12 protein-coding genes are annotated in these 20,427 nt (G+C 67.5%); 6 read left to right on the forward strand and 6 right to left on the reverse strand.

Features of this window, described 5'->3' with window-relative positions; all coding sequences use genetic code 11:
* Positions 1 to 4 precede the first annotated feature (4 nt).
* Positions 5 to 916, reverse strand: coding sequence for a nucleotidyltransferase family protein (locus tag LuPra_RS14665; protein ID WP_110171440.1), 912 nt, complete (start codon positions 914 to 916; stop codon positions 5 to 7).
* Between the two features lie 283 nt (positions 917 to 1,199).
* On the opposite strand from LuPra_RS14665, the gene LuPra_RS14675 reads away from it, so the two are divergent.
* Complete coding sequence (locus LuPra_RS14675; protein WP_157899199.1) at positions 1,200 to 2,555, forward strand: CgeB family protein; 1,356 nt, start codon at positions 1,200 to 1,202, stop codon at positions 2,553 to 2,555.
* A 489-nt stretch (positions 2,556 to 3,044) separates the two neighbouring features.
* Here the strand turns inward: LuPra_RS14675 and LuPra_RS14680 are convergent, their stop codons facing one another.
* The gene (locus tag LuPra_RS14680) at positions 3,045 to 3,764 is read right to left on the reverse strand and encodes a response regulator transcription factor (RefSeq protein WP_110171443.1); all 720 of its coding nucleotides are present in this window, start codon (positions 3,762 to 3,764) and stop codon (positions 3,045 to 3,047) included.
* Positions 3,765 to 3,844: 80 nt separating this feature from the next.
* Between LuPra_RS14680 and LuPra_RS14685 the strand changes: the two genes are divergently transcribed.
* A complete protein-coding gene (locus tag LuPra_RS14685) occupies positions 3,845 to 5,281 on the forward strand; it encodes a sensor histidine kinase (protein WP_110171444.1) in 1,437 nt (478 codons plus the stop codon).
* Positions 5,282 to 5,480: 199 nt separating this feature from the next.
* Here LuPra_RS14685 and LuPra_RS14690 read toward each other — a convergent pair whose 3' ends face one another.
* Together LuPra_RS14690 and LuPra_RS14695 are read right to left on the reverse strand one after the other, a co-directional pair.
* The gene (locus tag LuPra_RS14690; protein WP_201792189.1) at positions 5,481 to 8,207 is read right to left on the reverse strand and encodes an MGH1-like glycoside hydrolase domain-containing protein; all 2,727 of its coding nucleotides are present in this window, start codon (positions 8,205 to 8,207) and stop codon (positions 5,481 to 5,483) included.
* A gap of 105 nt (positions 8,208 to 8,312) precedes the next feature.
* A complete protein-coding gene (locus tag LuPra_RS14695; RefSeq protein WP_110171445.1) occupies positions 8,313 to 11,003 on the reverse strand; it encodes an MGH1-like glycoside hydrolase domain-containing protein in 2,691 nt (896 codons plus the stop codon).
* 405 nt (positions 11,004 to 11,408) lie between these two features.
* Between LuPra_RS14695 and LuPra_RS14700 the strand changes: the two genes are divergently transcribed.
* From LuPra_RS14700 to LuPra_RS14710, 3 genes are all read left to right on the forward strand, one after another.
* Positions 11,409 to 12,722, forward strand: a complete 1,314-nt coding sequence (locus LuPra_RS14700; protein ID WP_110171446.1) for an O-acetylhomoserine aminocarboxypropyltransferase/cysteine synthase family protein — start codon at positions 11,409 to 11,411, stop codon at positions 12,720 to 12,722.
* A gap of 1 nt (position 12,723) precedes the next feature.
* Positions 12,724 to 13,752, forward strand: coding sequence for a homoserine O-acetyltransferase MetX (metX, locus tag LuPra_RS14705; protein ID WP_110171447.1), 1,029 nt, complete (start codon positions 12,724 to 12,726; stop codon positions 13,750 to 13,752).
* Positions 13,753 to 13,987: 235 nt separating this feature from the next.
* A complete protein-coding gene (locus LuPra_RS14710) occupies positions 13,988 to 16,651 on the forward strand; it encodes a PIG-L family deacetylase (protein ID WP_110171448.1) in 2,664 nt (887 codons plus the stop codon).
* A 349-nt stretch (positions 16,652 to 17,000) separates the two neighbouring features.
* Here the strand turns inward: LuPra_RS14710 and LuPra_RS14720 are convergent, their stop codons facing one another.
* Positions 17,001 to 18,242 (reverse strand): DUF2264 domain-containing protein, encoded by a 1,242-nt coding sequence (locus LuPra_RS14720; protein WP_110171450.1) that lies wholly within the window; start codon positions 18,240 to 18,242, stop codon positions 17,001 to 17,003.
* Positions 18,239 to 18,487, reverse strand: coding sequence for a Trm112 family protein (locus LuPra_RS14725; RefSeq protein WP_234800892.1), 249 nt, complete (start codon positions 18,485 to 18,487; stop codon positions 18,239 to 18,241). Before LuPra_RS14725 ends, LuPra_RS14720 begins: the two co-directional genes overlap by 4 nt.
* Before the next feature lie 298 nt (positions 18,488 to 18,785).
* On the opposite strand from LuPra_RS14725, the gene LuPra_RS14730 reads away from it, so the two are divergent.
* Complete coding sequence (locus LuPra_RS14730) at positions 18,786 to 20,420, forward strand: tetratricopeptide repeat protein (protein ID WP_110171451.1); 1,635 nt, start codon at positions 18,786 to 18,788, stop codon at positions 20,418 to 20,420.
* Positions 20,421 to 20,427: the final 7 nt, after the last annotated feature.

The raw sequence follows: 20,427 nt of genomic DNA on the forward strand, positions 1-20,427 counted from the left end.
GGTCTCAGCCGAACAGCGGCGCGGGATAAGCGCCGCCTGCAGCGAGATCGGCCATCGCCCTGGTCACGCCCGGCTTGTCCTCGCGATAGGTGACGCCGAACCATCGGCTCGAAGTCGGCAGCACGTCGACGACGCACTCGCCGCGCGCGATCAGGCGATCGATCGTGAGCGGGATGTAGCACTCGGACGTGAGGTCGTGGCCCTGGCCCTCAAGGAACTCGGCAAAGGCCTGCTCGATTTGCGGCATCAGCGCGGGCGTGAACCCCCACATGTTCATCGAGACCGGTTCCTCGCCGGTGAACCGCTCCGGCGGCACGGTGCCGTCCTGGTTCTCCACGTGGTCGTCGACGGGGAGAATCTTCGTCAGTTCGCGAATGGACTGGAGGTGACCCTGCGCATCGGTGACGCAGACGCCACGTGCGACGGTGCCATGTGGCGAGAGCGTGGCGCGAAGCCGGAAGCCGACCATGGCGTAGCTGTGAGGATCGGCCTGCCGTGCCGGGTCGGCGAGGAAGTCGTGCAGGACCTGGTAGGAGTGCTGGCCGTAGAAGTCGTCGGCATTGATGGCCGCGAACGGCTCATGCATGACGTCACGCGCGGCGAGGATGGCGTGCGTCGTCCCCCATGGCTTGGTCCGCTCGGGCGGCCGCTGGAAGCCCCCGGGCAGGTCATCCATGTCCTGGAAGCAGTAACTGGCGTCGATGCGCCCCTCGTAGCGCGACAGTACCTGCTGCTTGAACGGCTCCTCGAAGTCCCGGCGGATGACGAACACGACACGGCCGAAGCCGGCGCGCAGGGCATCGAAGATGGCGTAGTCCATGACGGTCTCGCCATGCGGTCCCATCGGGTCGAGTTGCTTGAGGCCGCCATAGCGGCTACCCATGCCGGCGGCCAGGACGAGAAGAGCTGGGGTCATGTATGCAGGGTTCCGGGAGTCGGGAGTCAGGAGTCGGAGTCAGGAGTCGGAGTCAGGAGTCGGGAGTCGGGAGTCGGGAGTGCGGAATCGGGCTCCGGAGCGCTCAGCCGCGTCGGTATGGTCGTCGTAAGGGCATCGCGACAACGACGGTCCCGGGCTTGCGCGCCAATGGTTCAGCGCGAATAATCCCGGGACCACCTCGCATGCCCCCCGTGTTGTACACACTTTCGGCCCATCTGGGCAACGTCGGGCCAGCCTGCCTCCGTTACCGTCTCGCACGCACTTGGTCGCCAGGGACGGGCACAACATCGGCGCGACCGACGTCGTGCTCGCCCTGCGGGCCCGGGGCTGGGACGACATGAGGGTCGTCGGCGCGATCACGCAGCGCAGCTTTGCGCGCTTCGTCGCCTTCGACCTTGCCGTAGCGGCGCGGCGTATGGGCTGGGCCGTGCACTGGATCGATTTCGACGCACTCACGCAGGAACTCGCCGGCTCGCCTCGAGACGCGTGGATCGCGACCCTCGCGCGAGTGACCGATGAGGTGCGTGCATTCGCACCTGACGTGGTCTTCAGTTACGGCGTGGAGGCCATCCTGCCGCCGTTTCCCGACGTGTTGCCGGAGGAGCCATGGCGGCTCGCCGACGCGGCCCGCGCACCGGTGGCCTGCTTCTTCTACGACTTCGGTGCACCGTTGGACCGCCCGGTCGACGCCACCACGGCTCCATACGTCGAACGGTTGCAGCGCCAGGACATCCGTGTCTTCTGCTGGGATCGGCATGCCGTGGCCGACCTCGTCCGATTCGGCGTGGCGGTCGAATACCTGCCGATGGCGGTCAACGACGCGATGTGCCATCCGCCGCCTGCCGCGGCGACCCGCGACCTGCCGATCGTGTTCTCCGGCGGACCGAATGCCGAGCGCGTCACAACCTTGCGCAGCCTCGCGCCAGCGGGGCTGTCCGTGTACGGCTACGACGAACCGGGCTGGACGGCCGACCCGGTGCTCGCCGCCTGCTATCGCGGCTTCGTGCCCGAGCGTGACCGTTTGCGTGCGATCTACCAGCGCGCGCAGACTACCCTGAACGTGACCCGGGCACATGGCCGCGCCAGCCTCAACATGCGCGTCTTCGAGGCCATGGCATGCGGGTGCCTCGTGGTGACCGATCAAGCGGAGGAAGCGGCGGCGCTGTTTTCGCCTGGCGAGGACCTCGTGACCGTGCCACCTGGCACGGCTCCTGACGCCGTCGTGACGCACTACCTTGCTGACACCGCCGCCCGGACGCGCATCGCCGCGCGCGGCGCGCGGGTTGTGCGAGAGGCACACACGTACGTCCACAGGCTCGAGTCGATCACGCCGTGCCTCGAGGCCTTCACCACGGAGACGCGGGCATGGACGTTCTGGGAACAGTTCATCATCGCCGACCCGGGCAAGGCGCTGCGCTTCGTCGCGGCGCTGCGTGCCGATCGCGCCTTGCTGCGCGAGGACCTGTGGCACGTGGCGGACACGACGGCACACATCCGTCTCGGACGATGGGGCGCTGCGCGACGATCACTGGACGAAGCGCGCCGGTGCAATCCGGGCCTCCGCCGATTACAGGGGCTCGAAGCAGAGTTGACGAGCCAGGAAAGGACGGAGGAGTGAGGACGGAGGAGGGAGGGAGGAGGGAGGACGGAGGACGGAGGACGGAGGACGGAGGTAGGAACGAAGACGGAGGTAGGAACGAGGACGGAGGAGTGAGGACGGAGGACGGAGGAGGGAAAGAGGAGGGAGGAGAGAGGAAGGAGGAGAGAGGAAAGAGGTAGGCGAGAGCCCGGAGCCCGGTGCCCGGAGCACGGTGGTGGGCCCACCGTGGCGCCTATCCAATGTGGAATCGCGTTCGGGTGTGCGAGTGTGGTAAAACTCGCGGACCGCGGGAGAACCTGGGTACCGGTGCTCGACTGGCAAGAAGTTGCTGTCGGTTGACCCCAACCCCTGTTGGAATGTCCGTCTCCTTGCACGCTGATTGCCGTGCCCGGGCGCTCTCGCGGCCTGCCTGTTCATTCGACGCCACGCATGTTGTGCAGATGTTGCAGCGGCGCTGCGCAACTGTGTCCGCGCAGTCGGTCTGCCGCGGCGATGACCTACAGTGCCTCAGGAGCAATCGGCGAACTTGTATCCGACGCCCCAGGCAGTGAGGATCAACTCCGGCTTCCTCGGATCGCGTTCGAGCTTCTTGCGCAACCGGCTGACCACCGTATCGACCGTACGTTCGGTGTCGGTGTCGTTGGTCCAGGCCGTTTCCAGCAGGCGGGTGCGGCTGAAGACAATGCCGCGGTGGCTGGCGAGGTGGTGCAACAGGTCGAATTCCTGGCGGGTCAGTTCGACCGGCTCTCCCTGGATGCGCACTTCGCGTTGCGCCAGGTCCATCGTCACGCCCGGCGCCAGCACCGCGGGTCCCTCGTCAGGAGGGGCGATAGTCTCGCCGCGTCCGTGGCGGCGCGTCACCGCGAGCACCCGGGCCTGCAACTCGCGGACGCCGAATGGCTTCGTGAGGTAGTCGTCGGCGCCGCTCTCGAGGCCGATGACGGTATCGGCCTCGCTGTCGCGCGCAGTGAGCATCAGGATCGGCGTCTCGATGTTCGCGCCCGCGATGCGCAGCGCCCGGCAGACCGACACACCGTCGAGCCCGGGCAGCATCACGTCGAGCACGAGCAGGTCGAAGCGGGTCCGGCGCGCAAGCTCCAGGGCGGAGCGGCCGTTGGCTTCTTCCTCGACGTCGAAGCCCGCAAGGCCGAGGTGCAACTGCAGCAATTCGCGAATGGCGACATCGTCTTCCACCACCAGCGCACGTCGAGCGTCGACCTCCGTCACGTCACTTGGTACGGCCTGACGGCCGTGAATGTTTACGCCGAGTCACACTTCTTCCACATATTCGTGATGAGCTTAGCGTGATGGTCCAGCAGCCGGCGGGGATCGCGTGGTGGCGCAGTCTGTATCTGCGCATCGGCGTCAGCTTCGTGCTGCTCGTGATCGCCATCGCCCTCATCCAGGGGCTGCTCTTCACCGCCAGGATGCAGCGCGACGCACGCGATCCGCGCCGCTCGCCGCATGCCGTGGCCATGGAGGCCGCACTGGCCGCCGCCGCGGCCATGGAGCGAAGTGAACCCTTCGACCTGCGCCGCATGCAGCAGGCCCGGTTCCCCGACTGGGCGCTGATGGACATCGTGATGAGTGACGGGACCGTGCAGTCGACCTCCTCCGGTTCGCCGCTGCCGCCGGCGGTGCTCGACTACGCGCGCCAGATGCTGTCGCCCACACCGCCCGAGGAACGTGTCGCAACGGCCGTCGACCGGCCGTTGGTGACCGCACCCATCCAGGTCGACGGACAGTTGAAGGGCGTGGTGCTGTTGCGGTTCCCCAGGCGCAGCCTGATCAGCGAGGTGGCGCGCTTCCTCTCGATCAGCGGCCTGCTGGTGCTCGCCGCGAGCACCGCCCTTGCCTCGTGGATCATCTTCACCCCGGCTCGGCGCAAGCTGTCGGCGCTCGAGGCCGCGGCGGAACGGATGCGGGAGGGCGATCTCAAGGCGCGGGCGCCCGAAGACGGCGGCGACGAAATCGCGCTGGTCGCTCGTGCCTTCAACCGCATGGGTGACCAACTCGTGGAGCGCGACGAGACGCTGCGCACCGTGGATCTCATGCGCCGGCAGATGCTCGCCGACGTCTCGCACGAGCTCAAGACGCCACTCACCGCCATGCGTGGCTTCATCGAGACGCTGCAGATGCCTCAGATCGCGGCCGACGAGGAGCGTCGCACCCGGTACTTCGCGACACTCGAGCGCGAGACACGCCGTCTGGAGCGTATCGTGGCCGACCTGCTCGACGTCGCACGGCTCGAGAACAACGCCGCCGACTTCGAGCTGCGCGTGTTCTCGACGCGCCGCCTGTTCGAGCAGGTGGCGCGCCGTAACGAGCGCGTCGCCGTGGACAACGGTGTGGCGTTCGACATCCAGGTTGCAGACGAAGCTGACCAGGTGTACGCCGATCCCCATCGCCTCGAGCAGGCCGTCGACAACCTGGTGGCCAATGCGCTCCGCTACACCCCAAGCGGCGGCCGCGTGTCGATGCGGGCGGACATGGCTGGCGAGACGGTCGCGCTGAAGGTCGTCGACACCGGTCCCGGCATCCCGGCCGAACACATCGGGCATGTATTCGATCGGTTCTACAAGGCGGATCCGTCGCGTGCCGCCACCCGCGAGGGCAGTGGCCTGGGCCTCTCGATCGTGCGTGCCATTGTCGAACGCCACGGCGGCACGGTAGGAGTGACCAGCGAGCCGGGCAACACCGAGTTCACGCTGCTGCTGCCAGCAGAGGGCACGACGGAGGCCTGAGACCATCCCTCCTGCGTTCGCTCGCTCGTGCCAAGGCGGCCGCCACGCTCGCGCTCACGGGCTACCGGCTGCAGGCTGCGGGCTACGTGAACCTTGCGTCGGTTCCTGTGCTCCTGTTTTCCTGTGGTCCTGCCGCCGTCGGGTGTGGCCGGGCTCCACCTCCGCCAAGGCTACGGTGGGACAAGTCGGAGAGCCAGCCCTACCGTCGCGGCGGATGCGGCCGTCTTGCCGCGCGCGATCTGGACGCGTCGCCCCCGTGCGTGAAGGGGCTGACGACGTTGCCGGACAGGAGCAGGGCGATGAGCGCCGTCCAGCCGGTCTGGTGACTCGCCCCCAGGCCCTTGCCGGTATCCGCGTGGAAGTACTCGTGCAACGGCACGTGCGCATGCCACTCCGGCACGCGGTCGAAGCGATCCTCCCCACCGAAGACCGGCCGGCGGCCATCCTCGCCCTCGAGGAACAGCCGTGCCAGGCGCCGTGCGATCTCGTCGGCGACCTCCGCCAGCGTCATCAAGTCGCCGGAGCCGGTCGGACACTCGACGCGGAAGTCCTCCCCGAAGTAGTGATCCAGTGTCCGCAATGATTCGATCAGCAGGTAGTTGACCGGGAACCAGACCGGGCCACGCCAGTTCGAGTTGCCGCCGAACAGCGGCGTGGTGGATTCGCCCGGCTCGTAGTCGACACGGTGCTCGATGCCGTCGACCAACACCGAGTAGGGATGACGCTCGTGATACCGCGATAGGGCCCGGATGCCGAACGGCGCCAGGAACTCGCCCTCGTCGAGCATGTACGCGAGCACGCGGCGGAGGCGGTCGCGCGACACGAGCGAGAGCAGGCCGCGCTCGCCCTGCCCGGGCACCTGCATCCGCGCGACGCTGGCCGAGAACTCCGGCCGATGCTCGAGGAACCACTGCCTGCGGCGCTGGAACGCCGGCAGGTCCTGCATCTGCGTCGCCTCGAACGTCGCCGCGGCGAACAGCGGGATGAGGCCGACCATCGAGCGGATGCGAACGCGCTCGTAACGACCCTGGCCGAGGCGGAGGATGTCGTAGAAGAAACCGTCTTCCTCGTCCCACAGGTTGACGTCCTTGCCCTGCTCCGAGTGGGCCATCGCGTGACTGATGAAGAGGAAGTGCTCCCAGAACTTGTTGGCGACATCCTCGTACGCGGCGTCGTGGCGCGCCAGTTCGAGCGCGATGGTGAGCAGGTTCAGGCAGTACATCGCCATCCAGCTCGTGCCGTCGGACTGTTCCAGGTAGACGCCGCCGGGCAATGGCTGCGATCGATCGAAGACGCCGATGTTATCGAGGCCGAGGAAGCCGCCCTCGAACACGTTGTTGCCGCCTTCGTCCTTCCGGTTCACCCACCACGTGAAATTCAGCAACAGCTTGTGGAAGACCCGCTGCAGGAAATCGAGGTCGCCCACACCCGTGCGGGTGCGCTCGATCTCGTACACGCGCCAGGCCGCCCACGCGTGCACCGGTGGATTGACGTCGCTGAAGTTCCACTCGTAGGCCGGCAGCTGGCCGTTCGGGTGCATGTACCACTCGCGCAGCATCAGCAACAGCTGGTGCTTGGCGAAGTCGACGTCGAGGATTGCCAGCGGAACACAGTGGAACGCGAGATCCCACGCCGCGTACCACGGGTACTCCCACGTGTCGGGCATCGAAATCACGTCGTCGTTGAACAGGTGCGACCACTCGGCGTTACGCGCGTCGCGCGCGCCCCCTTTTGGTGGCGGTGGCTGCGCTGGGTCGCCTTCCTGCCAGGTCTTGACGTCGTAGTGATAAAACTGCTTGCTCCACAGCAGGCCGGCCAGGCTCTGTCGCATGACGGCGGCTTCGTCGGCGGAGAGATGCGCCGGGATGATCGTGGCGTAGAACTCGTCGGCTTCCGCCTTGCGCGTGGCGAGCACGTCCGCGAAGTCGGCAAACGCGCTCGTGCTCGGCTCGGTGGGGGAGAACCGGACACGGATCACGTGCTCACCACCGGCGGGCACGTCGATCGCGTAGTGCGCTGCCGCCTTGGTGCCGACGCCCGCGGCGTTGATGACCGCCGTCGCGCCCTGCACCAGGAAATCGTTGATCGCGTCCTTGGGGCAAGCCGGGCCGTCGGGGTCGGCGTACAGGCGGCGGGTGTTGGTCTCGTTCTCGGTGAACAGCAGCGGCGGCCGGCCCTCGAAGCACGCGTACAGCATGCCGTAGCGCTGCGTCTCGGCCTGCAGCGCAGAGACCGCGCCGATCGGCGGTCGAGCCTGCAGTTCAGGCTTCGTGGCGCCCAACGACCACGACCACGTGTTGCGAAACCACACCGTCGGGAGCACGTGCAGCGGCGCGGTGTCGGGGCCGCGGTTGACTACGGTGATCTGCATCAGCAGGTCGTCCTCGTCGGCCTTGGCGTATTCGACCGTGACGTCGAAGTAGCGGTGGTCGTCGAAGATGCCGGTGTCGATCAGCTCGTACTCGGCTTCGTCGCGCGTGCGGGTGCGATTGCGCGCGACCAGTTCGTCGTACGGGAAGGCCCGCTGCGGGTACTTGTACAGCATCCGCATGTAGGAGTGGGTCGGCGTCGAGTCGAGGTAGAAGTAGTACTCCTTGACGTCCTCGCCGTGGTTGCCCTCGGGCCCGGTGAGGCCGAAGAAGCGCTCCTTCAGGATCGGGTCCTGCCCGTTCCACAGCGTCAGTGCGAGGCAGATCTCCTGCTTGCGATCGGAGATGCCGGCGATGCCATCCTCGTTCCAGCGATAGGCACGCGATCGGGCATGGTCGTGCGGGAAGTATTCCCACGCCCGGCCATCCTTGCTGTAGTCCTCGCGCACGGTGCCCCATGCGCGATCGCTGACGTAGGGTCCCCACCGGCGCCAGTGGCTCCCGGGACGGCTGGCGGCCTGCAGCCGCAGGTGTTCTGGAGTGCCCGGCTGGCTCATGCGGCCTGACCCTCGTGACCGACGGTGATGGCAGTATTCATGGATTTACAGGCGGAGTCCGGATGTGGCATGACACGCGGTCAACACGATACGTCACGACGCGAGCTACCTCGAGGAGGCATCGCCGCCGGTCGTGAACGGGCTGAGCATGTTGCCAGCCAGCAGGCAGGCGATGAGGCTGGTCCATCCGGTCTGGTGACTGGCTCCGAGACCCTTGCCGGTGTCGGCGTGAAAGTACTCGTGGAACGGAATGTGCGCGCTCCAGAGGGGATCGCGATCGAAACGGTCGTCGCGGCCCCAGACCGGGCGACGTCCGTCCCGGCCGACGAGGAAGAGGCGCGCCAGCCTCCGCGCGATCTCGTCGGCCACCTCCGCCAACGTCATCCACTCGCCTGACCCCGTCGGGCACTCCACGCGGTAGTCGTCGCCGAAGTACTGGTGCAGCGTGCGGAGCGACTCGATGAGCAGGTAGTTGACCGGGAACCAGATCGGCCCACGCCAGTTCGAGTTGCCGCCGAAGAGCGACGTGCCCGACTCGCCGGGCTCGTAGTCCACGCGGTGGTTGGCGTCCTGCCAGGTGACCACGAACGGCTCCCGCTCGTGGTGGCGTGACAACGCTCGGATGCCGAACGGAGACAGGAACTCCCGCTCGTCGAGCATGTATCCGAGCACTTGTCTCAAACGCTCCGGCCCGACAATCGAGAAGAGGCCACGCTCGCCCTGGCCCGGCACGCGGACACGGGCGATGCTGGCCGCGAACTCGGGCCGGTGCTCGAGGAACCAGAACATCCGGCGCATGAACGCCGGCAGCGAATCCAGCTGCGCGGAGTCGAGCGTCGCCACCGCGAACAGCGGGATGAGGCCGACCATCGATCGAATCTTCACGCGCACCTGTTGCCCGTTGCCCAGTCGCAGCACGTCGTAGAAGAAGCCGTCGGCCTCATCCCAGAGGTTGATGTCGCGGTCGGCGCCCTGATGGCCCATGGCATAGCTGATGTACAGGAAGTGTTCCCAGAATTTGGTGGCGACGTCCTCGAACGCCGGATCGTGGCGTGCGAGTTCGAGGGCGATGGTGAGCAGGTTCAGCGAGTACATCGCCATCCAGCTCGACCCGTCGGACTGTTCGAGGTGTCCGTCGGTGGAGAGGGGCTGCGACCGATCGAACACGCCGATGTTGTCGAGGCCGAGGAAGCCGCCCTCGAAGACGTTGTTACCGCCTTCATCCTTGCGGTTGACCCACCACGTGAAGTTCAGCATCAGTTTGTGGAAGACGCGCTTCAGGAACGTGATGTCGGGCGTGCCGGTCCGATCGCGGTCGATCTCGTAGACCCGCCAGGCTGCCCAGGCGTGCACGGGCGGGTTCACGTCGGCGAAATTCCACTCGTACGAGGGCAGCTGCCCGTTGGGATGCATGTACCACTCGCGCAGAATCAACAGCAGCTGACGCTTGGCAAACTCCGTGTCGACGAGGGCGAGCGGCACGCAGTGGAAGGCGAGGTCCCAGGCCGCGTACCACGGATACTCCCACTTGTCCGGCATCGAGATGATGTCGTCGTTGTACAGGTGCCGCCAGTCTGCGTTGCGGCCCGCGCGGCGCTCGGCAGGGGGACGCGGATGCCCGGGGTCGCCGTCCAGCCAGGTCTTGACGTCGAAGTGGTAGAACTGCTGGTTCCACAACAGGCCGGCGAACGCCTGGCGCATCACCTGTGCGGCGTCGGCGGAGAGGTCCGCCGGGATGACGGTGCCGTAGAAGGCGTCCGCCTCGTTGCGGCGCGCGGCACACACGGCGTCGAAGTCCGCGAAGGGTACCGACCGGGCAGGCGCGTCGGTGGTGAAGCGCACGCGCACCACGGCCTCGCCGCCGGCAGGCACGTCGAGGACGTAGTGGCCGGAGGCCTTCGTGCCACGAGCCTCGGGATTGGTGGCGGCCCGGTTGCCGTCGACGACATGGTCGTTGATGCCGTCCTTGGCGTAGGCCGGTCCGTCGATGCCGAACAGCTTCCGCGTGTTGGTGTCGTTCTCGGTGAACAGCAGCGGCGGCGTCCCCTCGAAGTAGACGTAGCGCGTGCCGTAGCTCGACGTGTCGGCCTGGAGCACGGAGGCGGCGCCCACGGGTGGGCGCGCGTGCAGGCACGGGCGCTCCTCGTCGACCGACCAGGACCAGATGTTGCGGAACCACGCTGTCGGCAGCACGTGCAGCGAGGCAGCCTCGGGTCCGCGATTGACCACGGTGATCCGCATCAGCACGTCGTCGGTGCCGGCCTTGGCGTACTCGACGAACACGTCGAAGTAGCGGTGATCGTCGAAGACGCCGGTGTCGATCAGCTCGTACTCGGGTTCCTGCCTGGTGCGTCGGCGGTTGGTGGCGACCAGATCGGCATAGGGATAGGCCCGCTGCGGATACTTGTAGAGCAGCCGCAGGTACGAGTGCGTCGGCGTGGCGTCCTCGTGGAAGTAGTACTCCTTGAGGTCCTCGCCATGGTTCCCCTCGGTGCCCGAGAGGCCGAAGAAGCGCTCCTTCAGGATCGGGTCTTGCCCGTTCCACAGCGTCAGTGCGAAGCAGATCTCCTGCTTGCGATCGGAGATGCCGGCGATGCCGTCCTCGTTCCAGCGATAGGCACGCGATCGGGCATGGTCGTGCGGGAAGTATTCCCACGCCCGGCCGTCCGTGCTGTAGTCCTCGCGCACGGTGCCCCATGCGCGATCGCTGACGTAGGGTCCCCAGCGTCGCCAGTGGCTGTTGGGGACGCGGGCCTCGGCGAGGCGTTGGTGCTCGGCGGTCGGCGGCTGGCTCATGCGCGGGCGAACCTCGCAAGCAACGTGTCGTCTGTTGTCAGGGGACCGCAGAGGAGGTCTCGTGGCATCCGGTGGAGACTCGCTCAACAATACGCCACCCCATGGCGCGGCGCGATCGCGCCACCGAAGTCGGAGGCGGCGCCCTGACGGCCGCTGGGTTGGCCGTGCCGGGTATGACGCGGGGTCGCCTTGCCGCCCCTCTGGCGCCTTCCCATACTCCAGGCATGCGCCGGTGCGCGTTCACCGGTCCGTGCCGAGGCTGTCTCCAGGTGCCGCCACGGGTTGGGGCGTCGTTCGGGTAGGCTTGCCCGACCGTTTCTACCTCTGACCCCGACCGATCGTGGCGGTCGGGCCCTCCGTACCGTACGGCCAAACCCGCGCCACCGAGCGCCGAGGACCGATGTCATGAGCCAGTACCGCTTCGAGACGCTGCAGGTGCACGCCGGTCAGCAACCCGCCCCCGGGACCAACGCCCGCGCCGTGCCGATCTACCAGACCACGTCGTACACCTTCAACGACTCGGACCATGGCGCCCGGCTGTTCGCGTTGCAGGAGTTCGGCAACATCTACACACGGATCATGAATCCGACCACGGATGTGTTCGAGCAGCGGATCGCGGCGCTCGAGGGCGGCGTGGCCGCGTTGGCGACGGGCAGTGGGCAGGCGGCGCAATTCCTGGCCATCTCGGCCCTCGCGCAGTCCGGCGACAACATCGTGTCGACCAGCTACCTCTACGGCGGCACCTACAACCAGTTCAAGGTCACGCTGCCGCGCTTCGGCATCGGCGTGAAGTTCGTCGACGGCGACAGCGTCGAAGGCTTTGCGAAACTGATCGACGCCAACACCAAGGCGCTCTACGTCGAGTCGATCGGCAACCCCCGGTACAACGTGCCCGACCTGGCCGGGCTCGCGAAGCTGGCCCACGACAACGGCATTCCGCTCGTCGTCGACAACACCTTCGGCTGCGCCGGCTACATCTGCCGCCCGATCGACCACGGCGCCGACATCATCGTCGCCTCGGCCACCAAGTGGATTGGGGGGCATGGCACCTCCATCGGCGGCGTCATCGTCGATGCCGGCAAGTTCGACTGGGCCTCGGGCAAGTTCCCGCTCTTCACCGAGCCGGCGCCGGGGTATCACGGGCTGGTCTTCACGGAGCCGTTCGGCGTCAACGGGCCCTTCGGCAACATCGCGTTCATCATCCGGGCGCGCGTCGAGGGCCTGCGCGACATCGGGGCGGCCCTGAGCCCGTTCAACTCGTTCCTGTTCCTGCAGGGCCTCGAGACGTTGTCGCTGCGGGTGCAGCGGCACGCCGACAACGGGATGGCGCTGGCGACGTGGCTGAAGCAGCAGCCACAGGTCACGTGGGTGAACTACCCGGGCCTCGCCGAGCATCCAAGCCACGCCCTCGCGAAGCAGTACCTGACCAACGGGTACGGCTCGATGGTGTCGTTCGGCATCGAAGGCGGCCGCGAGGCAGGCCGCAAGTTCATCGACTCAGTGAAACTTGCCAGCCACCTGGCCAATGTCGGCGATGCCAAGACGCTGGTGATCCATCCGGCCACGACCACGCACCAGCAGTTGTCGGAGGCCGAGCAGACAGCGTCCGGCGTGTCGCCCGATCTGGTTCGCGTGTCGGTGGGTATCGAACACATCGAGGACATCAAGGAGGACTTCGCCCAGGCCTTCGCGCAGGTCGCGGGGGCATCGGCGGCCTGAAGTGAACGTCCCCGTGATCACCGGGCGCCTGCAGCACGTGCTGCACGCGCCCTTCACCGTGGAGTCCGGCGCGGTGCTGCCGCGCGTGACCGTCACGTACCAGACGTGGGGTGAGCTCGCCCCGGCGGGCGACAACGCGGTGCTCGTCTGCCACGCGCTCACCGGGTCGGCGGACGTGGCCGACTGGTGGGGCGCGCTGATCGGGCCCGCGGGTGCGCTCGACCCCGCCCGGGACTTCATCATCTGCAGCAACACGCTCGGAAGCTGCTACGGCACCACGGGGCCGGGCAGCCCCGAATGGGACGCCGTCTTCGGGGCGCAGCCGGAAGCGCCCGCCGTGACCGTCCGCGACGTGGTCCACGTGCAGCGCGCGCTGCTCGAGGCGCTGGGCGTCCGTCGACTCAGGCTCGTCATCGGTGGCTCGATGGGCGGCATGCAGGCCCTCGAGTGGGCGTTGCTGTATCCCGACCTCGTCGAGGCGATCGCAGTGCTGGCCGCACCAGCGGTTCACGCGCCGTGGGCGGTCGCGCTCGCCGAGGTGCAGCGGCAAGCCATCTTTGCCGACCCAGAGTGGCCACTTGGCCGTGCCGCCCGTGGACTCGCGACGGCACGCATGATGGGGATGATCTCGTACCGGAGCGCCCAGGCCTTCGAGACGCGATTCGCGGCTGGACGACTCGATCCGGCGCAGCCGTACGTGACCCGCTGGTTGCATCGTCACGGCGCGCGCCTCGTCAACAGGTTCGACGCGCGCGCGTACGTGACGCTGACGCATGTCCTGGACTCGCATGACGTCGGCCGCGGCCGCGGCGGCGTCCCGGCGGCGCTCGCGCAGCTGCAACAGCCGGCGCTGGTCGTCGCCATCGACACCGACGTGCTGTACCTGCCGCACGAGATGCGGGCGCTTGCCGCCGCCCTGCCCAGGGGCGAACTGTGCTGGCTGACCTCGCCCCATGGTCACGATGCTTTCCTGATCGAGCAGGAGATCGTGCTCCGCGCCGTGCGCGAGTTCCGCGCATCAATCAGGTAGGGACGCCTCTCCGAGGCGTCCATAACCTCACAATCTCCACGCCTGCCCCACAGACATCCACGCCGACTCGCAAACGCGTCCATGCGTCCACGGGCATGGGCAATCGGAGATGGACTGCTCGGGCGAAGATGCGGAGATGGACCGATCGGAGAGAAGGTGCGGAGATGGACCGCTCGGAGAGCGGTCCCTACCTGGCGAGCGTGTCCCTGACCATCGTTCCATCTAGAATTCCCTCATGAACATCCCCGCTGGCGTGGTCGGCCTCGCGTTGGCCCTGTCACTGGTGTCGGTCTCGGCGCAGGTTCGGGCTCCTTACAGCGAAGGCGCCGCGGGACTGATTCAGAAGCTCCAGCGCCTGAGCACCACCGCCAGCGCGATGCACACCGGCGCCCATCCAGACGATGAGGACAGCGCGTTGCTGGCTCGACTGGCGCGGGGAGATCATGCGCGCGTCGCGTACCTCTCGCTCAATCGCGGCGAGGGTGGGCAGAACGTGCTCGGCCCGGAGTTCTACGAAGCGCTGGGTGTGATTCGCACCGAGGAATTGCTGCAGGCGCGTTCGCTCGACGGAGGCGACCAGTTCTTCACCCGTGTCGTCGACTTCGGGTACACGGTCAACATGCCGGAGACGGAGCGCAAATGGGGCGGGCGCGACGTGCCGGTGGCCGACATGGTGCGCGTCATCCGGATGTATCGTCCGCTGGTCGTCGATTCCCGCTTCAGCGGCACTGCCGCCGACGGCCACGGCAATCACCAACTCGCGGGTGCCTTGACGCCGCTCGCGGTCAAGGCGGCCGCCGACCCGACGCGGTTCCCCGAGCAACTGAAGGAGGGGCTGCGACCGTGGCAGGTCAAGAAATTGTACGTGGGCATGCGGTTCGGTCCGAACCAGCCCGACCCGCCGACGCTCACGCTGCCTACCGGTCTTCTGGATCCCGCGCTCGGCCGATCGTACGCGCAGATCGCGGCCGAGGGCCGCTCGCAGCACAAGACGCAGGAGATGGGCGGCGCGCTGCTGCATGGCCCGCAGTCGACTGGACTGCGCCTGGTCGAGAGCGTCGTGCCGCGCGTCGAGAAGGAGCAGTCGGTGTTTGACGGGATCGACACGTCGATTCCCGGCCTGGCCGCGCTCGCGGGCCTGCCCGCCGGCAGCCTTGCCGCGCCGCTGGCGGCAATGGACGCCGCGGCCCGGGAGGCGCTCGACGACGTCGACGTTCGCGCGCCCGCAGGGGTCCTGCCGAGACTCGCCCGGGGCCTGAAGGCGGCGCGTGACGCACGTACGGCCGTTGCCGCGGTGGCTGCGTCGGCCGATGCCAGGGCCGACGCCACGTTCCTGCTCGATCAGGAGATCCGGCAATACGAGGAGGCCATGCTGCACGCCTCGGGCGTGCACGTCGAGGCGCTGGCGACCACCGAGACCATCGTGCCCGGAGGACAGGCGAACGTGAGCGTGCGCGCCTTCGTGCCCGAGGGCGTGACCGTCACCGTCGGCGCACCCACGCTCGACCTGCCGCAGGGCTGGTCGCAGACGCCCCTCGCCGAGGCGCCACAGTTCGGCGGCCGCGGCTTCATGGCGCGGTTCCTGCGCGAGCAGCCCACGCAGCAGGCGTCGTTTACCGTGACGGCTGCCGCCGATGCGCCAGTGACGCAGCCGTACTGGCTCGAGCGTGCGCATGGTGGGCGGCCACCGACACCGGCGGAGGAGCGAGGCGACGTGTACGCGTGGAAGGCGGCCGGTCCCGCGCACGTGCCATTCGCGCCGCCGATCGCGACCGGCCATGCGCAATTGAGTCTCGCCGGCACCGAGCTGGCGATCACGGTCCCCGTGCAGTTCCGCATCATCGATCCTGTCCGGGGGGAACTGCGCCGCGCGTTCGAGGTCGTCCCGGCGTTGTCGGTGCACGTCACACCGGGCATGGATGTCGTTTCGCTCGATCGCGCCGGCGAGGCAAGGAATGTCAGCGTCCGCATCGAGAGTCTGGCGCCATCCGCGCAGTCGGGGTCGGTGGCGCTGCAACTGCCTGACGGCTGGACGGCCGAACCGCAGGGGGTGTCGTTCTCGGTCGAGCAGGCCGGGCAGAGTGCGACCGTCGGCTTCACGCTGAAAGCGCCAGCCGGCGTGCGTGCCGGCACTTACCTGTTCACTGCGCTTGCGACGGTCGAAGGCAAGCACCCGTACGCGTCTGCGCTCCGCACGATTGCGTATCCGCACATCCAGACGCATCGCCTCTACGAGCCGGCGCGGTTCGACCTGCGCCTGGTGGACGTGCAGGTGGCACCGGTGACGCTCGGCTACATCATGGGCACCGGCGACGAGGTGCCTGAGGGCCTGAAGCGGCTGGGTGTGCCGGTCACGCTGCTCACACCCAACGACGTCGCCTCGGGTGATCTCGGCCGTTTCGACACGATCATGGTGGGCGTCCGCGCGTCGGAGGTCCGGCCGGATTTCGTGGCCAATCACAGCCGGCTGCTCGACTACGTGCGCAATGGCGGCACGCTGATCGTGCAGGAGCAGCACGAGGTCTACTCGCAGAAGAACCTGCCGCCGTTCCCGGCCGAGATCGGCTCGCGCGTCACCGACGAGGAGGCGCCGGTGACGATTCTCGTACCGACGCACCAGGTGTTCACGACCCCGAACCGGATCACGCTCGAGGACTTCAAGCACTGGCGCCAGGAACGCAATGCGTACGGCTTCGCGAAATTCGACGCGCAGTACACGCCGCTGCTCGAGAGTCACGACCCGTGGGACACGGAGCAGAAGGGCGGTCTCGTGTACGCGCGGATCGGCAAGGGGCACTACGTCTACTCCGCGTACTCGTGGTTCCGCGAACTCCCTGATGGCGTGCCCGGTGCCTACCGCCTCGTCGCGAACCTGGTGAGTCTTGGGGCGAAGAAGTAGAGAGCAGAAGCAATTTAGGCCTCCTTGGCTGACATTTAGCATTCACAATGCAGCGCGCAGCCGGCAACGCCATGCCGCGGTGCATGATCAATCCAGAGTGTCGGGGTTTGCAGTGCCGCGGCTCGCCAAGCCGAAGATCGGCGGCTACACGTTCACGTTGCTCGGCCACCCGCCGGACCGTCCGAGTCCGGAGGCGTCGACCCTCCACCTTGGCCAAGGCTATGCCGGACACGTCAGGTCGAGGCGAATCGACGGCTACTCGAGGACTGGCAGCGGCTCGGAGATGGCAATGCCCCGCCCCGCGCTGCATTGTGAATTGTGAATGAGGCGACTGAGTCCTGAATTGCTTTTACAGGGCCTTGTCGATCGGGATCGGCTGGCCGCTGAAGGCGCGCCTGGCCGTCCAGTCGCGCGGCGCATCGGTCCAGAACGGATCGGTCGCGGGCAGGCCGAGCGGCAGGAATGCCGCGGAGCACAGGTACAGGCTGCCGGTGGAGATGTAGGTCTCGGCGACGCCTGGCTGGTGGCCGCACAGGCCCAGGGTGAGCCAACCCGCGCTGTCGTACGTACCTGGCGCGTCGAGCGTGCGTGCGATCACGGCGCTGAGCGCGGCACGCGCCTGTCCTGGCGTCACGTCCGCCGGCAGGTCGTGACGCAGCGCCGCGTGCGCCAACCCCTGAAACGCGCCGCAGCGGTAGGCGAGGGACCGGCCGACCGGTGGGTACGATCCGTCTGGCGCGATCAGTCGCTCCTGGATGGCCGCGTACCGCCTCGCACGCGTCAGCACCGGCTCACGCATCGCCTGCCACGCCGGTCGGTCGTCGGCGCACGCGTCGAGCACGTCGACCAGCATCGGCTGGATGACAAACGCGTTGTAATAGTCGAAGTGGAACTGCGGGCCGTCGCCGTAGATGCCGTCGCCCTTGTACCACTGCTCGTGCTGACGCAGCGCGTAGTCGATGCGCATGCGATCCCACGTCGTATCGCCGGCCTTCTTGAGCAACGCCTCGACCGTCGCGGCAAAGAGCAGCCAGTTGTTGAAGCCGGGCAGGATGACGCGAGCCGATCGAAACGCGTCGAGCAGGCGCGTGCGGGTCGCGTCGCCGAGCGATTGCCAGAGTGACGGCGCGCGCAGGAAAGCCTGGGCCAGGAACGCGGCGTCCACCAGCGGCTGCGAGCCCTGGTTGAAGTTGAGTCGATCGGCACCATCCGGCCGGACGGCCTGGTCGAGGCCCTCTCGGACCAGGACCACGAATGCGGCACGCTGTTGGCCCTCGGTATCGGACGATGCCGGCAGGGCTAGCCACGGCGCCAGCCCCATCAGGGTCCGGCCGACCGCCTCCAGATGGGTGACCGCGTCGCGCCCGGTTGCGCCAGGTACGGTTTCAACCGGCATCGACACCCGTAGTTGGCCCGCGGCGAGGGCTCGCAACACGGGACCGAACGTGCGCTCCATCCGCGCCAGCCACGATGCCCGGTCTGGAGCCGATGTGCCTGAGCCAGGCGCCTGTGCGGCCGCCCCCGGCGACAGCCCCGCCAGCGCGGCGCCGCCCACGCTCGCCGCGGCCCTCACGAAGTGCCGACGTTTCATCCGACCGGGATCGCTTCGTCGATGAGCATGACGGGAATGTCCTCGCGCACCGGGTAGAGGTACTTGCCGTCGGCACGCACCAGCCCCTCGGTGACCGGCTCGGCGACGGCAGCGCCGCCGCGCGTCTTGACGTCGCCGGCGGCAATGCGCGCGTTCAACGCCGCCAACGTCTCCGCACTCGCAAGGGTGACCGGTGTCTTGTCTTCCGGGCACACGAGAATTTCGAGCAATTCGGCATCCACCATGGGGGAGAGTTTACAGGGACTGCGGAACGCAGGAGCTCAGGAACGCAGGGAATCGGGAGTCGGGAGTCGGCCTGGGTAGCGTCGGGACGCTTGACGAACGCCTGGCGCGCCGGAGCCCAGAGGCGAAGGCGGGCCGAACGGTGAACACGGTCAGCGTCGAGCAAGCTCGACGCCTACATCCGACTGAAGAGTCCTGTGAGGTTGTTCGACATTCCCGGCATTCGCGGCATTCCGGCATTACCTGACTCTTGCCGTTCTGTTAGGATGCGGACCTCTACAACTCAGAGGAGATCTGGCCATGCGCACGTTCGCGTGGACCTCGGCGGCTGCCGCGGTCCTGCTCGCAAGTGTGTCGTTCGTGGTACCGGCGCACGCACAGGATCAATCGAAGCTGAAGCCCAAGGACATCCCGCGGCTCATGGAGGAAGCCGACAAGTTCATTGCCGCCAACGATATTGCAAAGGCCCAGGCCTACCTGAAGGCGGTGATCGGACTCGATCCGAAGCAGTCGCAGGCGGCGTTCAAGCTCGGGAAGCTGTGCGAGGCCCAGAAGGACTGGGAGTGCACACTGACCAACTACCAGCTCGCGCTCGGGGCCTTGACCGGCGCCGACAAGGCGCAGGCCGACATGGGGCTTGCCACCGGGCACCTCCAGGCTGGCCGCTACGCCGATGCCGCCGAGCACGCCGGCGCCGCGCTCGCACTCGATCCGTCACGCGCGCAGGCGCACGTGATTCGTGCCGAATCGCTCGTCAAGCTGAAGAGCCCCGAAGCGCTCGCGGCCTGCGAGGCCGCGGTCAAGGCCGTGCCCGACAGCGCCGTCGCGCACGCGGCGCTCGGCGAGGCCCTTGTCGCTGCGGGACGAATGGCCGACGCGGAGGCGCCGCTCAAGAAGACCCTCGAACTGGACCCGAAACAACCGGCCGCGAGTGCGCAACTCGCGCAGGTGTTGGCGGCAAAGAAGGACCACCCGGGGACCATTGCCGCGGCGAGCCAGGCCCTGTCGGCCGATCCGGCACGCAAGGACCTCTACGCGTTGCGCGGTCGTGCCTACCTTGCGACTGGCGACGAGGCCAAGGCAGTCCAGGACCTGCACACGGCAGCTGCCGCCAATCCCAATGACAAGGCGCTGCTCCTGGCGCTGGCGACGCTGCAGCACAAGCAAGGGCGACTCGACGCGGCGGCGCAGCAGTACCGCGCGGTGATTGCCATCGACCCGAAGCTTGGTGAGGCGCAACTGGGGCTTGCCGACGTGCTCGTCACGAACAACGATCTGGCCAACGCGAAAACGCCCGCGACAGCCGCGGCCGCCCTGCTCGCCGACAACGCCCGGGCGCAGTACCTGCTCGGTCGCGTGCTCGAATACGACAAGCAGTACGACCAGGCGCTTGCGGCGTACGGCAATGCCGTCAAGCTCGATCCCTCCATCGCTGGCGCGCACTACGGACAGGGACGCATCCTGCGTGAGCAGAAGAAGGACGTGCCCGGCGCGCTCGCGGCGATGGAGAAGGCGGTCGCCCTCGATGCCGCCGACCCCGGCATCCTCACCGAACTTGGAGCGGTGCTGTACGAATCCAAGCAGGTCGATCGCACCATTCAGACACTGGAGAAAGCCGTCAGTACTCCCGACTATGCCAACCCGATGGGATTGGCCGTACTCGGCCTGGCGCTCAAGGACAAGAAGGAATACGGCAAGGCGATTCCGCATCTCGAGAAAGCCGCGGAACTTGCACCGAAATGGTGGATGCCGCGCTGGGGAGCCGCCTGGTCGTACTTCGGCAGCTTCAAGACGGGTTGCCCATGCGGGCCTGAGGATCAGGCCCGCGTGCAGAAGATGCAGGCGCACTACGACCAGATGGTCACGCTCGGCGGCAAAGACCCGGCCCTCGCCGAGCGTGTGAAGATGCTCGCCTCCGGGCTGAAGATCAAGTAGCGGGAAG

The sequence above is a fragment of the Luteitalea pratensis genome, assembly GCF_001618865.1.
GTDB classification, from domain to species: Bacteria; Acidobacteriota; Vicinamibacteria; order Vicinamibacterales; family Vicinamibacteraceae; genus Luteitalea; species Luteitalea pratensis.

Bases quoted from the DNA above. Each gene is read 5' to 3' on its own strand.
- LuPra_RS14700 (WP_110171446.1), top strand. From the start codon at position 11,409: ATGAGCCAGTACCGCTTCGAGACGCTGCAGGTGCACGCCGGTCAGCAA.
- LuPra_RS14720 (WP_110171450.1), bottom strand. From the start codon at position 18,242: ATGAAACGTCGGCACTTCGTGAGGGCCGCGGCGAGCGTGGGCGGCGCC.
- LuPra_RS14690 (WP_201792189.1), bottom strand. From the start codon at position 8,207: ATGAGCCAGCCGGGCACTCCAGAACACCTGCGGCTGCAGGCCGCCAGC.
- LuPra_RS14685 (WP_110171444.1), top strand. From the start codon at position 3,845: ATGGTCCAGCAGCCGGCGGGGATCGCGTGGTGGCGCAGTCTGTATCTG.
- LuPra_RS14695 (WP_110171445.1), bottom strand. From the start codon at position 11,003: ATGAGCCAGCCGCCGACCGCCGAGCACCAACGCCTCGCCGAGGCCCGC.
- LuPra_RS14725 (WP_234800892.1), bottom strand. From the start codon at position 18,487: ATGGTGGATGCCGAATTGCTCGAAATTCTCGTGTGCCCGGAAGACAAG.
- LuPra_RS14730 (WP_110171451.1), top strand. From the start codon at position 18,786: ATGCGCACGTTCGCGTGGACCTCGGCGGCTGCCGCGGTCCTGCTCGCA.
- LuPra_RS14665 (WP_110171440.1), bottom strand. From the start codon at position 916: ATGACCCCAGCTCTTCTCGTCCTGGCCGCCGGCATGGGTAGCCGCTAT.
- LuPra_RS14710 (WP_110171448.1), top strand. From the start codon at position 13,988: ATGAACATCCCCGCTGGCGTGGTCGGCCTCGCGTTGGCCCTGTCACTG.